The sequence below is a fragment of the Xanthomonas campestris pv. phormiicola genome (genome assembly GCA_025666215.1).
In the GTDB taxonomy this organism is placed as follows: Bacteria; Pseudomonadota; Gammaproteobacteria; order Xanthomonadales; family Xanthomonadaceae; genus Xanthomonas_A; species Xanthomonas_A campestris_A.
This window is the reverse complement of the sequence record CP102593.1, coordinates 3738214-3754729: the sequence shown is the minus strand read 5'-3', so window position 1 is coordinate 3754729 and position 16516 is coordinate 3738214. Positions and strand designations below refer to the sequence as shown.

The window sequence follows — 16516 nt, the reverse complement described above, 5'->3', positions numbered from 1 at the left end:
TCATGGCTCCCGCCGTGTCGCTGTCTTTCACACCCACCCTTCGCCCAAGGCGGATCCCGCGCATGACCGTACGACCCAACCCCTCCGCCCTGATCTGGCTGCTGCTGTCCGCGCTGGTGATCGGCCTGGACCAGTGGAGCAAGGCCTGGGTGCTGTCCAGCCTGCCCGAGTTCACCGCGGTGCCGGTGATCGACGGCTTCTGGAACTGGTACCGGACCTACAACACCGGCGCCGCGTTCAGTTTCCTGAGCCAGGCCGGCGGCTGGCAGCTGTGGTTCTTCACCGCGCTGGCGGTGGGCATCAGCGGCCTGCTGGCCTGGTGGCTGGCGCGCACCCCGCGCGGCGACTGGCGTAGCGCAATGCCTTACGCCCTGGTCATCGGCGGGGCGATCGGCAACGTGATCGACCGGCTGATGCACGGCCACGTGGTCGATTTCATCCAGTGGTACGTGGGCGACCACTACTGGCCCTCGTTCAACATCGCCGACTCGGCGATCGTCGCCGGCGCCGTGGGCATCGCCCTGTTCGGCGTGTTCGACGGCAAGCCGAAGCGAAAAGCGGGATAATTAGGGAATGGACGTCCTGCTCGCCAATCCCCGTGGTTTCTGCGCCGGCGTCGACCGTGCGATCGAGATCGTCAAGCGCGCCATCGAGATTCTGGGCGCGCCGATCTACGTGCGCCACGAAGTGGTGCACAACCGCTTCGTGGTCGACGACCTGAAGCAGCGCGGCGCGATCTTCGTCGAGGAACTGGACGAGGTGCCCGACGGCAACACGGTCATCTTCAGCGCCCACGGCGTGTCCCAGGCGGTGCGGCATGAAGCCGAGCGGCGCGGGCTGAAGGTGTTCGACGCGACCTGCCCGCTGGTCACCAAGGTCCATTTCGAAGTGGCCCGGCACTGCCGCGCCGGCCGCGACGTGGTGCTGATCGGCCATGCCGGCCACCCCGAGGTGGAGGGCACGATGGGCCAGTGGAACCGCGAACGCGGCGCCGGGCGCATCTATCTGGTCGAGGACATCGAGCAGGTCGCCACGCTGGAGATCCAGCAGCCGGAGAATCTGGCCTACACCACCCAGACCACGCTGTCGGTGGACGACACCCGCGGCATCATCGACGCGCTGCGCGCGCGCTACCCGGCGATGCAGGGGCCGAAGAACGACGACATCTGCTACGCCACCCAGAACCGCCAGGACGCGGTGCGCGACCTGGCCAGGCAGTGCGACCTGGTGCTGGTGGTCGGTTCGCCGAACAGCTCCAATTCCAATCGGCTCAGCGAGCTGGCGCGGCGCGACGGGGTGGAGTCCTACCTGATCGACGGCGCCGAGGAGATCGACCCGGCCTGGGTCGCCGGCAAGCGCCGCATCGGCCTGACCGCCGGCGCCTCGGCGCCGCAGGTGCTGGTGGACGGGGTCATCGCGCGGCTGCGCGAACTGGGCGCCGACGGCGTCGGCGAACTGGCCGGCGAACCGGAGTCGATGGTGTTCGCCCTGCCCAAGGAGCTGCGCCTGCGCCTGGTCAATTGACCGGCGCCCGGCGCGCCCCTAGAATTGGCGGTTCAGCCGGAATAGCTCAGTTGGTAGAGCGGCGCATTCGTAATGCGTAGGTCGTAGGTTCGATTCCTATTTCCGGCACCAGGCCCCGAATCCGACGGCTTGCGGCATCGCCACGATTCACAACGAAGCGCCCGGGCCGCAACGGTTTCGGGCGTTTTCGTTTCTCGGCGCTGCCATGATTTGCCCGCGATTGTCCGCTTCCACTCCCCAAAAACTTCCCATGCGATGGGGGGCATGGCGAGCATCCGGAAATCCAGTGCCGGGTCCAGGTCTTGGTCAACGGCGTTCGCGACTCGGCGACGAAGCAGACACGCAAGGAGGCCGCCTGGTGGGCGCTGAAGCGCTAGGCCGAGCTGCGTGGCATGAAGCTGCCGGGCAAGACCTGCAGCGACGCCATGCAGCGCTACAGCGATAGTGGCGCCGGAGCGCGACGGATCCCATTGGGAGCTGATCCGACTGAAGGCGCTGCAGCACGACCCAAGCGCGGGCCGCCGGAGCTGAAGAAGAACATCCGGCAAGCCTATGCACCCGAGGCCGGCGCCCTGACGCGCGAAATTTTCGATCACAGGCGGCGCGTCGGTGACGCCGAGCGGGCGCTGCAACAGAAGGAAACCAAGAAGACCCGCGAGGGTGCGCATCGGCACGAACAAGATCCAGCATGCCCAGCGGCGTCTGGATGTGCCGAAGGGCGTGCGCGGTGTCGACGACAACCGCATCTTCCTCGGCGTGTCCTGGTGGTCGAGAACGGCCAGTGCGTGGTGAAGCCGATGCGCTACCAGTGGCCAAGCCGGCACGCCGGCGCTGTACGAGCGGAAGTTCCCCGGCACCTACAACGCTAGGCGCGACAACTCGAAGGGTTTCTGGTGCCGGCCGTTCGGTTACGCCACGGGCTGATCGTGGCCGGTTCTACGAGAACGTCGAGATCGACGTTGAGAATCAGCGCCTGGAGTTCGTGCCGCGCAGCGGTCCCCCGATGCTGCTCGCCTGTCTCTGGTCCCGCTGGACTGATCCCGCCGCCTCGAGCCGGACCTGCTGTCGTTCGCTGCGATCACCGACGAACCGGAGCCGGAGGTCGCGCGGCCGGCCACGACCGAACGCGCCGTTGCAGCATAGGCGGAATGGGGGTGATCACTGAAGCCATGAAAATCATGCGCTTATTGTGATGTGACGATGCTGGACGGATGCGTCTGACGTGCGGACAGCGTGGATTTTCATGGCTGTAGGGCCTCGCTAGAGCGACCACTGAAATCTCAGTAGCAATTTGCTATAAAGAATAGGTGCCTTTTTATAGCAAACAGAGATGAAGCTGCCTGTGCCGCCACCTGTCGTCTGGGATCTCATGACGCACAACCCTTCGAGATGGTACGAGGTATTCCGGATGAATATAGGTCCGGAGGTGAACGGGAACTACGAACATTGGGACAAGCTTCGGCACCGCACCCCGCCATCCGGACTGACATCCGAGGAATGGTGGTTCGGCATCAAAACGATCCGCAACGCGCTCGCTAGGCCAGTTGAGCTTCTAGACAAGACGGGCTCGAAATTTGCTGTGTCGCTCACGGACACCATGCACCGGCGACTGCACTACATAGATCGCGAAGCGGCTGGCGCTATCAAGGGAATGGAAGACGGCGCAGGCCAGGGCCGATTTCTGATCCGCTCGCTGATTGAGGAGGCAATGACCTCGTCACAACTTGAAGGTGCCGCCACGACGCGTGCCATAGCAAAAGAGATGCTTGCGACCGGGCGTGCGCCACGCGATCAGTCCGAGCGGATGATCTACAACAACTACGTCGCAATGAACATGATTCGGGAGCGTGGGAAGAGGCCCATTACCCCGGAAGAGATTCTGGAGCTACACAGCATACTCACGGATGGAACTCTGGAGAGCGGCGGCGATTGTGGAAGGTACAGGACGGCGGGAGACAACGTGGTGATCTACGACCGAGGGTCTCCGCCAACGTTGCTCCACGTCCCCCCCCCTGCTGCCGAAGTGCCTGAGCGAATGGAGCGTTTGTGCACCTTCGCCAATGAGGACGTTGGCGAATCATTCGTGCACCCAGTTGTCCGCGCGATCGCAATCCACTTTCAGATGGGTTACGACCATCCATTCGTGGACGGAAATGGCAGAACTGCGAGAGCGTTGTTCTACTGGAGCATGATGAACTCTGGCTACTGGTTGACCGAGTATCTGTCGATCTCAAGCGTCTTGAAGAAGTCCCCTGGGAAGTACATGCGGGCCTATCTTTATACCGAGAGCGACGGGGTCGACCTCAGTTACTTCGTGAGCCAGCAATTGGAAGCAATTGAGCAGTCCATTCAGGCCCTGCACGCTTACATTGCAAAGAAACATGAAGAGGACCGTGTGGCGCGACGTGTTCTGCGAACCGCGAAAGTCAACGGCATGGTGTTGAACCATCGACAGCGCGCACTATTGGCAAATGCTCTGAAAGACCCAGACCGTCCATATACCATCGCGAGCCATCAATCGGCGCACACGATCACCTATCCCACGGCGCTCGGAGATCTCAACTCCCTGGTAGCGGCTGGCCTTCTCCATAAGCAGCGCATCGGCCGTGCTTTCGAGTACATGCCGGCAGTCGGGTTGTCGCGCATTCTGGGCGCGTAGCACAAGGCCCAGAACTTTTCAGCGGCGCATGTTTTCTAAGGCCCGCTAGCAATCACGGGCCGCGCCATACAGATACATCTTACCTGGCTGCGCTAGAACTGGATCAGAAGAGAGTGGATCGGAAACTGGCGGGCCGTGGGTTGCGCTGCGGCCGTACGTGGCCTGAGCAGAAATTCCCCCGCAGCGCCCGGAAAGCCTTGCGTCCCAAAGGGGATTCGCATCCTGTTTCCGGCACCAGTTCCAGGGAAAAACCCCTGGCTTTGGCCGGAGTTTTTTGGGGTATTGTTCCAGTTCGTTTTGGGCAGGTTCCGATTGCCATGGAAACTTCCATCCTCATTGGCCTATGGAGGCAGTCCAGGCAGAGATGGACTCCGGTTACACAGCCTATCGGTCATGCGCCTGGGCGGTGGCAGGCAGCGAGCAAGTGGCTTCCCTGACGCCCTGCTTGCGCTTCCACTGCCACGTCGCCACGGTCTCCCCCCGCGGTTTGTAGGTAACGCTCAACGCCTTGCCGTCGCGCTGCAACTCCAGGGTAAGGACGCCGTCCTGTTCGCCCTGCAGCTGATCCTGGCCGACCGGGCGGGTGATCGCGTCGCCATTGCGCACGCCGGCCTTGGCGGCGGCCGAGCCGGGGATCAGCTCGCGGACGATGCGGCAATAACGGGGCCAGAGGAAATATGTGCTTTAAATGGATATTTCCTATGGCCCCGTTGTTGCCCGAGGGAGGGGCCTGGCGTTTTAATTAAGCCGCGTCGCCAAGCGACGTCGGCTTGAATTGCTAGGTTGCCAGATCCGAGATTTCAAGAGCAAACTTCCCGTATGAACTCTTAAGCTGAGAAAACAAAACATGCTCAAGTTCGGGAACGGAACAGAGTCCTCGAATTCTTGAAATGAAGTCAGCATCTGATCTGCAACCAAAGATCACGCGACGAATTGCCTTGGGATTTAAAAATACGGACCCAGTTACATTGTTCTTTACAATTCTGACCTCTTCTTCATAGCTCCAACAAGATGATTTCGTTGAAATTATCTGACTGATTGCTGAGTGTTGATCTTTGAAGTAGTTCGTTGGTTCGTAGGCGTCAGTGTAGCGAACTTGAATAGGAGATAAGAAAAAGTCCAAGTCATGAACCAGATCTAGCTCTATGACAAGTCCCTTGTGGGAGTTTGTGTAATGAGACCACATTAGTACGTTTTCGAATTTCTTTGAGAGGCAAAGAATTCCTGTCTTGGAAAGGATAGCTTCTTTTGATGAAGCTAGGGATCTCTCCGCCTCTGCAATAGTTGTTCCTATTAATAGCAATATTTCTCGATCGGTCTGGCCTTCTAGAATATGCTTTAGGAATTGATTTGCCTCATCTTGGGTATGATAGGAGATCTCAGATAGATTGCAATCAAAAGGATCATTGAACGACTGCGGTGCAGAAAACCACATTGTTAAATCTTTAAATATTGAATCCGTATAAATCGAGTCGTTTCGATACTTATAGAGGTGACGGGGGTACTTCCCAGCTGTAATTGCCGCAAGAAGCAACTCCCTCTTTTGCGTGAAATCTGTCATGGCAACCTGACGCCTGAATTAAGCCGCGCCGCGAAGCGGCGTGGGCTTCAATGAATTATTAGTGCCCAGCATTTTTTAATGAGCCACCAATATCACCGTTCTTGCGTATCCAGCTATTCCAGGACTCGAATCGAGTCTTCGGGTCGTGGCGTTCAAGGCGGTTTCGTTCACGACTCTCCTCGGTGTCATCTCGAGTGAATCCGCCTATGACAAGACTCCGAATCTGAAGTGGTTTGCCGGGGTCGACTTCAGGGAGGCCTGCTGGCCCTTTGACGTGGTTGAAGGGACTTCTGTCAAGTAACGTAAGGCGCCGAATTTCATGTGCCTCCTGTCTGAATTGATCGGTCATGGCGTACTCAACTCGCTCTCTGATTTGGCGTGCAGCCTCGCTAATCAGTGCATTGATTGAGCCGTCTTGGTTCAGGAAAGAGAAGTCTGCTCCTTTGACTTCAATTAGCACTACCGCCATGCGCGATCGATCTGCAAATACACAGAAGTCAACTTTTCCTCGCTGTATCTCAAATTCAGAGAACGCTAAATACTCATCTCCAATAGGCGTATATGTGCAAGATCTACCGATAAGGTGCAGGTTGGCCTTAAGGTGATTCTGAATATCGTTTTCGCCCGAGTTAGCGGCTACGAGTTGTTTTAGAGTATTGAAAGGCATGATCTTGGCCCTAACGCCTGAATTAAGTCGACACGAGAAGCATGTTCGGCTTGGATGAATTGATAGGCCGCAGCCTAGATTCTGGATTTCTTTACGTATTGACATTCACTTACTTTGCAATCCTCATTTTTAGCAAGTTCTTTGTACTTGCCGCAATGCTTTCTTCTGCTCGGTCTGCATGGGGTCTTTCGGGTTGATTCCTTTTTTTCTGCTTGAACCGCGGCCGTAACTTTATAGAGATTGCTATGACTGACATGCTCTTTTACATTCGATCTTTCTAGTTCTTCTCTAATTGATGCGCCCATTCTTCACCCTGCGCCCTAAATATTATTTGACGATAAAATGGTGTGTGAAAAAGGTGTATAGCGAATCTATTTCGCTACCTTTCGGCGCAGCATGGATTTCAGGTCCGATCTTTCGCGAGTCGCGCTGTCGCGGAATCCTTGCGCATAACCCCACGGCCATTCCCAGTGCATCCCCGATCAAGCCGACGCTACCACTTGTTGAGCATCGTCACAAGTTGAGGCAGCTCGGCGAAGCCGCCGGCGGCCTTAATTCGTAGACAAATTTTTGATGCAGCACCATCCAGATGTACCGAATGGCGCGTTCTTGGCCGCGTATCCGATCAGTCAGAAGAGAAGACTAGTGCCTCGATAGGGAGATTATTGGGCTCAAGCTGGCGTGCATTGTTGGTCTTGTGGCCCAACACCCAGCCCCTTTTGGTCTGTGAACCGCCCTGGGATTTCGGGAGAGTCCGATTTTTGAGAAGTTGGGCCGTGAGTAAGATGAAGTATTCGCCGGACCATCGGCAATTGCGTCAGGCGTTTGGCCGGGGAGGGAGCCTGTCGGTCATTGCGCCTGAGCGGTGGCAGGCAGCGAGCACGTGGCTTCCGCAACGTCCTGCTTGCGCTTCCACTGCCAAGTCGCCACGGTTTCCCCGCGCGGCTTGTACGAGGCCGTCAGCGGCTTGCCGTCGCGCAACAGCTGCAGGGTGAGGGTGCCGTCCTGTTCGCCCTGCAGCTGATCCTGGCCGACCGGGCGGGTGATCGCGTCGCCATTGCGCACGCCGGCCTTGGCGGCGGCCGAGCCGGGGATCAGGTCGCGGACGATGCGCGGGGATTCGGTCAGCACGGCGGGGGCGAAGCCGAGTTCGTAGCGGCGCATGGGCTGGGAGATGCGTTCGAAGCAGGGGCCGAAGGCGTCGCTGGCGGGCAGCGGTGCGGCGCCGTCGAGCATGGCGTGCAGTTGCTCGACCGCGTCCTCGCCGAGGTTGTCGCGCAGCAGCGCTTCCCAGTCGGCGATGCCGAGCGACTTGTCGCCTTGCCGACGGTGCAGCATCGCCAGGATCAGGTCGTCCAGCGATTTGCGGCCGCCGCTGGCCTTGCGCAGCGCGTCGTCCACGGTGACGAAATACAGGAAGCCGCGGTCGTAGGGCAGGGTGCGGATGCGGGTGTCCTGCCAGAACTTCGCGGACACTTCGCTGTTTGGGGCGTTGCCGAGGAGGTTGGTGTAATAGCGGGCGGCAGCGAAGTTGAGGTCTTTCAGGAACGCATCGGCATCGATCATGCCGTAGCGGAACGGCAGGCGCGCCTGGTAGAACACCGCCGTGCCTTCGTTGAACCAGGCGTCGGCGAGGCTTTCGCCGTCGTACTGCGAACTCATGTGCGGCTGGAAGGTGTGGAACATCTCGTGGGCGAGGGTCAGTTCCAGCTGTTGCGGGTCGTTGCCGCGGTCGTCGTCGTAGGTGACGACGAAGGAGTTGTACATGCCCATGCCGCCGCCGGGGTTGACCCGGTTGCGGCGCAGGAACACGCCGTAGGGTGTGGCCGGCACGGCGAAGAAGGCCTGGTAGTGCTGGCGCAGTTGTTGGGTCCAGGCCAGCAATTTTTGCGCGTCGAACGGGGTGTTGCCCTGCCAGGCGGAAAAGAAGCCGGTGGCGTCGGGCGCCCGCGGGTACAGGCCGATCTTGCCGGCCATGAAGTAGCTGCTGTCCAGCGCTTCCATGTCGACGTCGCGGGCGTTGCGGCCCTGCAGGCTGCTCACGGCATGCGCGCCCGCGCCCAGTGCGGACAGCTCCCAGTGCAGTTCGATGTCGTGCCGGCCGCTGGTCGGATGCAGCAGGAAGGTGGCGCCGGCGCCGGAGAAGGCGCCTTCCTCGCTGCGCAGTTCGATCGGCGGCGCGGCGCCGCGCGCGGCCAGCGCTTCGGTCATCGCCGCACGGTAGGAAAAGCGCAGGATGCCGGCGACGTCGCGATCGGCGTACCACTGGCGCTGCCGCACCGGGCCTTCGCCCTGGTCGCGATAGCGCAGTTGCACGGCGCCGCGGTCGTCGCGCGCGGCCAGTTCGTCGACGCTGCCGGCGATGGTGGGCACGTTGCTGGTGACGTGCGGCATCGCCAGCACGGTGGTGCCGGCCGGTGTGGCCGGCAGCGGGATGGCTTCGTCCACCAGCAGTGCCTCGATCCTGCTGCCGGCGGCGTCCGCCTGCGCATGGATGGTGATCGCGTAGGGCGCATCGGTCGCGGCCAGGGCCGGAGACGCGGCCGCGGCGAGGGCGAGGAACAGGCAGCGTTGGCGTGGCATCTTCATCGGCAAGGGTCGCGGCAGGTGGGGATCAGGGCGAACAGCGCGCGGCCAGCGCCGGATCGACGGCGAAGCGCCAGGCATCCACGCGCGCGCTGCGCGGCAGGTAGTCCACCTGCACCGGCTTGCCGTCGCGCTCCAGTTTCAGCTGCATGTGCGCGTGCTCGTCGGCCATCGCCTGTTCCAGCGGGGTGTAGTCGACGATGCGGTCGTTTTCCTGCACGCCGGCACGGGCGGCGGTCGAATCGGGCAGCAGGTTCTTGACCACGCCCATGCGCATGCGATCGAAGCCGAGCTCGAACGGCTGGTGCGGCGCCGGCACCACGCGGTAGCAGCCGAATGCCGGGGCGGCCGGCACGATCAGTTTGCCGGCGACCATCGCGTCGAACGCGCTGCCGGCGTCGGCGCCGAGTTCGCGCACCACCATCGCGCGCCATTCGGGCACGCCGATGGTCTCGCCGGCGCGCTGCCGCTTGAGCACTTCCAGGACCAGGTCGTCCACCGAATGCGCCTGCCGGCCGTGCTGGCGCAACTGCGCATCGACGCTCACCAGGTACATGAAGCCGCGGCCGTACGGCACGCGCTGGGCGCGCGCGTCCTTCCAGAAACGTTCGCCGGCGGCCGTGTTGTCGAGCGCGCGCAACGGGTTGTCGTAGTAGCCGTCGGCACGGTGGTTGATCGCCTGCAGGAAGGCGTCCTTGGCGTAGACCCCGGCGCGCAGCGACAGCAGCAGCGAATAGAACTCGGCGGTGCCTTCGGTGTACCAGGCGGTGAGCGCGTGCTCTTCGCCGTCGAGCTTGGGCCAGGTGTGCGCCATCTCGTGCGCCAGCAGCGCCTGCGGGCCCTCGGCGATGGTCTGGCCCTGCGGCCCGTAGCCGAACATGAAGGAGTGCGCCAGGCCGGTGCCGCCGCCGGCCGGATACGGATTGCGGCGGGCGAAGGCGCGATAGTCCGAGCCGTCGTCGCCGAAGAAGCGCGCCATGTAGCGGTACAGCTGGCCGGTCTGCTGGGCCAGCACGTGCGCGTCGAACGGCGGGGTGTCCATCCAGTAGAAATGGAAGACGTCGTCGTCGTTTTCCGGCACCCGCTGCATCGTGCCGACGGCGTAGTAGGAGAAGCGCAGCAGGTCGCTCGGCGCGGTGGCGCGCTGTTCGCCTTCGCCGACGCTCCACACGCCGCGTGCGCCGGCCGGCAGCGCGCTCAGGTTCCAGCGCAGGTGGATCCGGCGCGGCGCCTCGCCCGGCGGCAACGCCATGAAATAGACGCCGGCGCCCATCAGGCCGCCGTCCTGCGCGCGCAGGTCGAACAGCGGGCCGTTGCGGGTGTCGGCATCGACCGCGCGCGGCGGCGTGGCGTAGTCGACCTCGACGTCGCCGGCGCTGGCGCGGGTGGCCAGGTAGTTGCGGTACCTGCCGGACGAGTCGGGCGCTTCGTCTTCGGCGCGCAGCGGCAAGGCGCCGCGCGCGTCGCGTACCTGGATCTGTTCGGCGCGGTAGGCGGCGGTCGGGGTGGACACCAGTTCCACCGGCATGCGCAGCAATGGCGCGCCGGCGGCGACCTTCGGCGCAGGCAGATGCAGATGCACTTGCAGCGTGCCGATCCGGCCGGCGTCGGCCTTGGGCGTGAGCACCACGTCCAGCGGCACCGGGGCCGTGGGCGGTTCGGCAGCGAGCGCGGCGCAGGCCGGCGTCAGCAACAGGGCGAGGGGGAGCCAGCGGCAGGTGCGTGCGGTCATGGTGTGGCCTGGGGCAGGTAGGCGATGCATTCGATTTCCACCTTGGCGCCCAGCGCCAGGGCGTTGGCGCCGATGGCGCTGCGTGCGGGCAGGTGGCCGGGTTTGAAACGGCGCACGTACAGGGCGTTGAACGCGGGCCATTGCGCCATGTCGGTCAGCATCACCGTGCACTTGGCGACGTCGTCCATGCCGGCGCCGGCCAGGGCCAGGGCGCTGGCGACGTTGTCCAGCGCGTTGTTGGCCTGGGCGCTGAAATCCTCGGGCAATCCGCCCTGCGCGGCGCTGCCGATCTGGCCGGAGACGTAGAGCGTGTCGCCGGCACGCACCGCGGCCGAGAACGGCGCGCCGGGCGCGGTGCCGTAGTGGTGCAACGCTGCCGGCGCGGCCTGTGCGGTCCACGGCAGTAGTGCACACAGCAACAATGTAAGTCGTTTCATGACAGGGCCTCGATCAGGCGTTCGACATCGTCGCTGCCGTTGTAGAACGACGGCGACACGCGGAAATAGTTGCGGTACAGGGTGACTTCGACGCCGGCCGCCTTCAGCTTCGGCGCCAGCCGCTTGCCGACGTCGCGCTGGGCGAAGGACACCAGCGCGGAGCTGGAATCGGGCGGGGTCATCGCGTCGAAGCCCAGCCGCGGGATCGCGGCGTGCAGGCGCGCCAGCAAGGGTTGGCGCCATGCGTGGATGGCATCTACGCCGATGCGTTCGATCAGCTCCAGCGAACTCGCCAGCGCGGCGGCGGCCGAGTTGTTGAGCGTGCCGACTTCGATCTTGCCGGCCAGGCCGCCGATCGCCTGCGTCTGCAGCGGCGGCTCGCCGGGCGGGTCGAACGGCAGCAGGTGCGAGACGGTGTCGCCTTCCTGGCGGTAACCCCAGACGATCTGCTGCAAGGCGTCCTGGCTGGCGCGGCGCGCGTACAGCACGCCCAGGCCGAAGTCGCCCATCAGCCATTTGTAGGTGGAGCTGGCGGCGAAATCCACGCCGCTGCCGTGCAGGTCGATCGGGGTGTTGCCGGCGGCCTGGATCAGGTCGGCGTAGACCAGCGCGCCGCGGCTGTGGGCGAGGTCGCAGACCGCCTTGAGGTCGTGCTGGAAACCGTTGACGCTGGACACCAGGGTCAGCGCGACCAGGCACGTGCCGGGGGTGATCGCCTTGTCCAGGTCCTCCAGGCGGATGCGGTTGTCGCGCGGGCGCACCACCTGCACATCGAGGCCGCGCTTGGCCAGCTCCATGTACATGAACAGCGAGCCGTTGAAGTGGTAGGCGTCGGTGACCACGCGCTGGCGGCTGTGCGGAATGCCCAGGCCGTTGAGCACCAGGTTCTCGCCGAACATGGTGCTGGGAATCCACGCCAGTTCGTCGCGGTCGGCATGCAGCAGCCGACCCAGCGCGGCCATCGCGCGTTCGCGGTCGCCGCCCATGTCGACCTTGTCGGCACCGGCGTTCATCAGCCGCGCATCGAGGAAGCCGCGCTGCGCCTGTGCCGCGGCACGGCTGAGCGGATGCATGTAGGCGCCGTTGAGATAGCAGCCGGCGATCTCGAAGGCCTGGTTGAGGCCTTGCAGGCCGCGTGCGGGCGTGGACGGTGGCGGCGTGGCGGCGCTGGCCTGGCCGGCGATGCCGGACAGCGCGGCCGACAGCGGCAGCGCGCCGGCCGCGGCCAGCAGTTGCCGGCGGGTGGGATCGAAACGGGGCGGGCGCGTGTCCATGGTGGCGTTCCAGCAGGCGAGGGTCAGTGCAGTTCGGCTTCGGCTTCGATCTCGACCGGGATGCCGAACGGAAGCTCGGCCATGCCGACCGCGCTGCGTGCATGTTGGCCCAGTTCCGGCCCCCACAGCGCCAGCAGCAGGTCCGAACAGCCGTTGATCACGTTCGGCAGGCGCTGGAAGCCGGGCGCGCAGCGGACCATGCCGAACACGCGCACCCAGCGCTTGATCCGTTCCAGGCTGCCCAGGCTGCGCTCCAGGCTGGCCAGCATCGACAGGGTGGTGGCGCGCGCCGCGGCATAGCCCTGGGCATCGTCCAGCTCCTCGCCGACGCGGCCGACGCCACCGGCCATGCTGCCGTCGGCATGTTGCGGGCCGTGGCCGGAGATCAGCACGCGGCTGCCGATCACGTGCACCGGCGCGAACGGCAGGATCACCCCGTCGGGCACGCGCAGCGGTGGCGGCAAGGTCATGCCGAGCGCATGCAGACGCGCGCTCACGGTGCCGGATGGGGGGACGTGCGGGGTCTGCATGGGATGGGGGATCGGGCTCATTGAAGTTTCTTTGGGGCCGGCGCGAACGGGGCCACGCCCAGGGCGCGGTAGATGTCGGCGGGCAGGTACAGGGACTGGTCCTTCACCACCAGCGCGGGCTGGCGGATCGCGGCGATGTCGGTGGTCGGATCGCCGGGCAGCAGCACGAAGTCGGCCTGCTTGCCCGGATGCACGCTGCCGAGCCGGTCGCTGCGGCCGAAATGCTGTTCGCTCTGCCAGGTGCCGGCGCTCAGCGCCTGCTGCGGGGTCAGCCCGGCGGCGACGTACAGTTCCAGTTCGCGGTGCACGGTGAAGCCGGTGGTGTCGTCGGTCCCTGGCAGCAGCACGGTGCCCTGGCGGTGCAGGCGGCCGATCAGGTGCAGGGTCTTGTCCAGCGCCTGGCGGTACTGCGCATCGGTCTGCGCGTCGAGGTCGGGGACGAAGGTGCGCTGGCGGTAGCGCTGGTAGGCGATCGGCATGTGCGACAGGTACGGCGCGTCGGCGGGTAGCACGCTGCCGGCGCGGCTCAGCATCAGCCGCTCCAGGATCACCTCGGTGGTGTCCAGGGCGATGTCGCGCTGGCGCATCAGCTGCAGCGTGTGGCGCACGTTCGGCGCGTCGAGGTCGAGCGCGGCCACGCGCTTCATCGCGGTCAGCCGCAGCGGCGTGCGCGTGTCCTCTTCGGGAGAGAGCACCCAGCCCAGCATCAGCTGGTTGATGTGGGTGATCTCGTCGTAGCCGGCGGCGATCATCGCGTCGGCGTTGGTGAAGGCCGGGATGTGGCCGGTGACGCCCATGCCCAGCGCATGCGCGCGTTCGGCGATCGGCGCCACCCAGGCCGGGTTCATCGAGTTGTAGAGCTTGATCTGCCAGTAGCCGTGGTCCTTGTACCAGGCGACATCCTTCAGCGCGTCGGCCAGCGTGTCGACGACGAAGCCGTTGCGCGCCGAATACGCGCTGCGGCCTTCGAGGAAGCCGTTGCGCACGATGCGCGGGCCGGCGATCTCGCCGCGTTCGATGCGCGCGGTCAGGTCGAGCAGGAAGGCGTTGTCGTTGCCCATGTCGCGGGTGTTGGTGACGCCCGCGGCCAGGTACCACAGCCCGGAGGACAGGGTGCTGTGCGAATGCATGTCGTGCAGCCCGGGAATCACCGTGCCGCCGTTGCCGTCGTAGACGCTGTCGCCGGGCGCCGGCTGCCAGCGCGCGTCCATCGAGACGATGTGCCCGTCGGCGACGTGGAGGTTCACCGCGTCGCTGCGCAGCCCGTTGACCGGATCGAACACATGCACGTTGCGCAGCCACAGGCCGCGCGTCAGCGGATGCGCGAGCTGGCGCTGCAATGCCTGCGCATGCGCGAACTGCTGCGCCTTCACCGCGTCGGCGATGGTCGCCACCTGCGCCTGGTAGCCGTCGCGGATCGCCACGGCGTCGTCGTCGATGTCGGCCAGCAGGGCGTCGTCGGCATCGACGGCGAGGTAGTGCGGTTCCAGGTCCAGGCCGGACAGCCGCAGCAGCCGCGCCTGCAGCGGCGGCGCCCCGGCCTGGCCTTGCAGTGCGAGCGTGCCGACCAGTTCCAGTTGCATGCGGCCGCTGGGCAGCACGTCCAGGGCATGCTCGGGTGCGGCCAGCAAGGCCTTGGCGTAGGTCCACATCGCCCAGGGGCTGCTGTCGTTGGTGATGTACAGCGTCGGTCGCGGCTGCGGTTTGCGGCCGCTGTCGGCCTGGCTGCTCCATTCGGCGACGCCGTCGCGCCACTGGTAGCGCTCGGCGACCTGGCCGCCCATCAGCGAGGTGCCGGCGACCGACCAGGCCAGCGGCAGCGCGTGCGCGCCGAGCACGATGGTCTCGTGGTGCTTGGGGCCGCGGCCGTTGTTGTCGACGTGGTAATCGACTTCGTAGGTGTCGCCGTCGGCCGTGGCCTTCAGGTAGCCGACGTTCTCGCCGTTGGCGATCAGCACCAGCGATTGCGGCGGGTTCGCCGCGATCGCGGTGTGGCCGGCGAACGTGCAGGCAGCGGCGAGGGCGGCCGCCCGCAGCAGCGTGTGGGTCATCGCAGGAAGTCCTTCAGCAGGCCATGCAGTTGCGGGCGCAGCGCGTCTTCCGCGAACACGGCGTGGCCGCCGGGCAGCAGGCGGAAATCGATGCGCGCCGGATCCAGGGCGCTGTGGTGCAGCGCGTACCAGGGACCGAGCGCGGGCACGGCCAGGTCGTAATAGCCGTTGAGCGCGAGCACATGGAAGTCGGGGTTGGCCTGCGCCAGGCGCGCCAGGTTCGGCGTGGGATTGAAGCGCATCGCGGTGCCGGCCGGAGCCGCAGCGGCGCCATCGTCAGGGCTGAAACGCCAGGCCATGGCGATGTCGATGTCCAGGCTGACGTAGTCCCGCGGCAACGCAGCGCCGAACAGGCCATGCAGGTAGTCGGCGATGACAACGGACTTGATCTGGTTGCTGCGCCCGAGGCCGAGCGCCGGATCGTTGGCGGCGGAGGGCCGGCCGTTGTCGGCCGCATGCGGCGCCGGCAGCGGCGCGGCGATGCGGCTGTCGAGCCGGCCGATCTGCTGGCCGGCGTCGGCGAGCACGCCGAGCCGGAAGGTTTCGACATCGGGGCGCAGGTCGGCCGCCAGCAGCGCTTGCGGCGGCAGGCCCAGCAGCGTGGCCAGGCGCGTGGCGATGCGGCTGCGTGCGTCGGCCGGCAGGGCGCTGCCCTGCAGCAGCGCCTGCGCATAGTCGCCGAGCGCGAACGCACGTGCCTGCGCATAGACGTTGTCGACCGCTTGCCCGGCCAGGTCGCCCTTGCCGTGGGCGGCGGCGGCGACGACCAGCGAGGGCAGGTCGAACACCGCGCGCAGGTCGTTGCCGGGGCTGTCGTCGCCGCTGCTGGCATCGAGCAGCGGCGAGACCAGCAGCACCCCGGCCGGACGCAGGTCGGCGATGCCGGCGGCGAGCAGGGCGAGCCGGTAGCCGCCGTAGCTTTCGCCGGCGATGTACAGCGGCGCGCGTTCGCGTGCGTGCGTCTTGAGCCAGTGCCGGATCATCGCTTCCACGGCCTTGGCGTCGCCATGGTCGGACCAGTAGCGTGCGCGCGCGGCGGCATCGGTCGGGGCCTGGCTGAAGCCGGTGCCGGGCGGGTCGATGAACACCAGGTCGGCGACGTCGAGAATGCTGTGCGGATTGGCGATCAGTTTCTGTCGCTTGCCGTCGCGCGCGCGCAGCCGCGGGCCGAGGCCTTCGACCTGCAGCACCGAGGACGCGCCGGGTCCGCCGTTGAAGGCGAACAGCACCGGCCGCGTACCGGCATCGGCGCGCTCGGCCAGATAGCCGATGGCGCCGATCGAGGCGACGCGGGCGCCGTCCGCGCCGGCGAAGTCGAGCTGGTCGAAGCTGACCCGATAGCGCAGCCGCTGCGCGCCGATGCGGGTCTGCTGCGGGCTGGACAGCAAGGTCGGTCGCGCCAGCGCTGCCGCTTCGTCGGCGGCTGCGGCGAACGGCAGCGCCGTGCACAGCAGCAGGGCCAGGCCGTGGATCCATTTCATCGGGGAATTCCGCA

At 65.0% G+C, this 16516-nt stretch carries 14 protein-coding genes and 1 tRNA gene; 5 read left to right on the top strand and 10 right to left on the bottom strand.

Annotation, left to right across the window (positions count from 1 at the left end):
- The first annotated feature begins 62 nt into the window (after positions 1–62).
- The 5 genes from lspA (at position 63) to NRY95_15545 (ending at position 4183) form a co-directional block, all read left to right on the top strand.
- The gene (gene lspA / locus NRY95_15565; protein UYC15139.1) at positions 63–566 is read left to right on the top strand and encodes a signal peptidase II; all 504 of its coding nucleotides are present in this window, start codon (positions 63–65) and stop codon (positions 564–566) included.
- 7 nt (positions 567–573) lie between these two features.
- On the top strand, positions 574–1524 hold the full coding sequence (gene ispH, locus NRY95_15560; protein UYC15138.1) for a 4-hydroxy-3-methylbut-2-enyl diphosphate reductase: 951 nt from the start codon (positions 574–576) through the stop codon (positions 1522–1524).
- A gap of 35 nt (positions 1525–1559) precedes the next feature.
- Positions 1560–1635 (top strand) — tRNA-Thr (locus tag NRY95_15555).
- A gap of 549 nt (positions 1636–2184) precedes the next feature.
- Positions 2185–2316, top strand: coding sequence for a hypothetical protein (locus tag NRY95_15550; GenBank protein ID UYC15137.1), 132 nt, complete (start codon positions 2185–2187; stop codon positions 2314–2316).
- A gap of 538 nt (positions 2317–2854) precedes the next feature.
- Entirely contained in the window at positions 2855–4183 is a 1329-nt protein-coding gene (locus NRY95_15545; GenBank protein UYC15136.1) for a Fic family protein, read from the top strand.
- Between the two features lie 384 nt (positions 4184–4567).
- Here NRY95_15545 and NRY95_15540 read toward each other — a convergent pair whose 3' ends face one another.
- From NRY95_15540 to NRY95_15495, 10 genes are all read right to left on the bottom strand, one after another.
- Complete coding sequence (locus NRY95_15540) at positions 4568–4789, bottom strand: hypothetical protein (protein UYC15135.1); 222 nt, start codon at positions 4787–4789, stop codon at positions 4568–4570.
- Between the two features lie 172 nt (positions 4790–4961).
- Complete coding sequence (locus NRY95_15535; GenBank protein UYC15134.1) at positions 4962–5744, bottom strand: DUF2971 domain-containing protein; 783 nt, start codon at positions 5742–5744, stop codon at positions 4962–4964.
- A gap of 58 nt (positions 5745–5802) precedes the next feature.
- Positions 5803–6411, bottom strand: coding sequence for a DUF4263 domain-containing protein (locus NRY95_15530; GenBank protein ID UYC15133.1), 609 nt, complete (start codon positions 6409–6411; stop codon positions 5803–5805).
- A gap of 849 nt (positions 6412–7260) precedes the next feature.
- Complete coding sequence (locus tag NRY95_15525) at positions 7261–9000, bottom strand: peptidase M61 (protein UYC15132.1); 1740 nt, start codon at positions 8998–9000, stop codon at positions 7261–7263.
- A gap of 25 nt (positions 9001–9025) precedes the next feature.
- Positions 9026–10729, bottom strand: a complete 1704-nt coding sequence (locus NRY95_15520) for a hypothetical protein (GenBank protein ID UYC15131.1) — start codon at positions 10727–10729, stop codon at positions 9026–9028.
- Entirely contained in the window at positions 10726–11166 is a 441-nt protein-coding gene (locus tag NRY95_15515) for a RidA family protein (protein ID UYC15130.1), read from the bottom strand. The genes NRY95_15520 and NRY95_15515 overlap by 4 nt, the downstream gene beginning before the upstream one ends.
- On the bottom strand, positions 11163–12440 hold the full coding sequence (locus NRY95_15510; protein UYC15129.1) for an aminotransferase class V-fold PLP-dependent enzyme: 1278 nt from the start codon (positions 12438–12440) through the stop codon (positions 11163–11165). The genes NRY95_15515 and NRY95_15510 overlap by 4 nt, the downstream gene beginning before the upstream one ends.
- A gap of 23 nt (positions 12441–12463) precedes the next feature.
- Positions 12464–12991 carry a RidA family protein gene (locus NRY95_15505; GenBank protein UYC15128.1) on the bottom strand — a complete coding sequence of 176 codons (528 nt, stop codon included), beginning with the start codon at positions 12989–12991 and terminating at the stop codon, positions 12464–12466.
- A complete protein-coding gene (locus tag NRY95_15500; GenBank protein ID UYC15127.1) occupies positions 12988–15021 on the bottom strand; it encodes an amidohydrolase family protein in 2034 nt (677 codons plus the stop codon). The genes NRY95_15505 and NRY95_15500 overlap by 4 nt, the downstream gene beginning before the upstream one ends.
- Complete coding sequence (locus NRY95_15495) at positions 15018–16502, bottom strand: hypothetical protein (protein ID UYC15126.1); 1485 nt, start codon at positions 16500–16502, stop codon at positions 15018–15020. Before NRY95_15495 ends, NRY95_15500 begins: the two co-directional genes overlap by 4 nt.
- Positions 16503–16516 lie beyond the last annotated feature (14 nt).

Bases quoted from the DNA above. Each gene is read 5' to 3' on its own strand.
- lspA (UYC15139.1), top strand. From the start codon at position 63: ATGACCGTACGACCCAACCCCTCCGCCCTGATCTGGCTGCTGCTGTCC.
- ispH (UYC15138.1), top strand. From the start codon at position 574: ATGGACGTCCTGCTCGCCAATCCCCGTGGTTTCTGCGCCGGCGTCGAC.
- NRY95_15545 (UYC15136.1), top strand. From the start codon at position 2,855: ATGAAGCTGCCTGTGCCGCCACCTGTCGTCTGGGATCTCATGACGCAC.
- NRY95_15535 (UYC15134.1), bottom strand. From the start codon at position 5,744: ATGACAGATTTCACGCAAAAGAGGGAGTTGCTTCTTGCGGCAATTACA.
- NRY95_15530 (UYC15133.1), bottom strand. From the start codon at position 6,411: ATGCCTTTCAATACTCTAAAACAACTCGTAGCCGCTAACTCGGGCGAA.
- NRY95_15525 (UYC15132.1), bottom strand. From the start codon at position 9,000: ATGAAGATGCCACGCCAACGCTGCCTGTTCCTCGCCCTCGCCGCGGCC.
- NRY95_15520 (UYC15131.1), bottom strand. From the start codon at position 10,729: ATGACCGCACGCACCTGCCGCTGGCTCCCCCTCGCCCTGTTGCTGACG.
- NRY95_15515 (UYC15130.1), bottom strand. From the start codon at position 11,166: ATGAAACGACTTACATTGTTGCTGTGTGCACTACTGCCGTGGACCGCA.
- NRY95_15510 (UYC15129.1), bottom strand. From the start codon at position 12,440: ATGGACACGCGCCCGCCCCGTTTCGATCCCACCCGCCGGCAACTGCTG.
- NRY95_15505 (UYC15128.1), bottom strand. From the start codon at position 12,991: ATGAGCCCGATCCCCCATCCCATGCAGACCCCGCACGTCCCCCCATCC.
- NRY95_15500 (UYC15127.1), bottom strand. From the start codon at position 15,021: ATGACCCACACGCTGCTGCGGGCGGCCGCCCTCGCCGCTGCCTGCACG.
- NRY95_15495 (UYC15126.1), bottom strand. From the start codon at position 16,502: ATGAAATGGATCCACGGCCTGGCCCTGCTGCTGTGCACGGCGCTGCCG.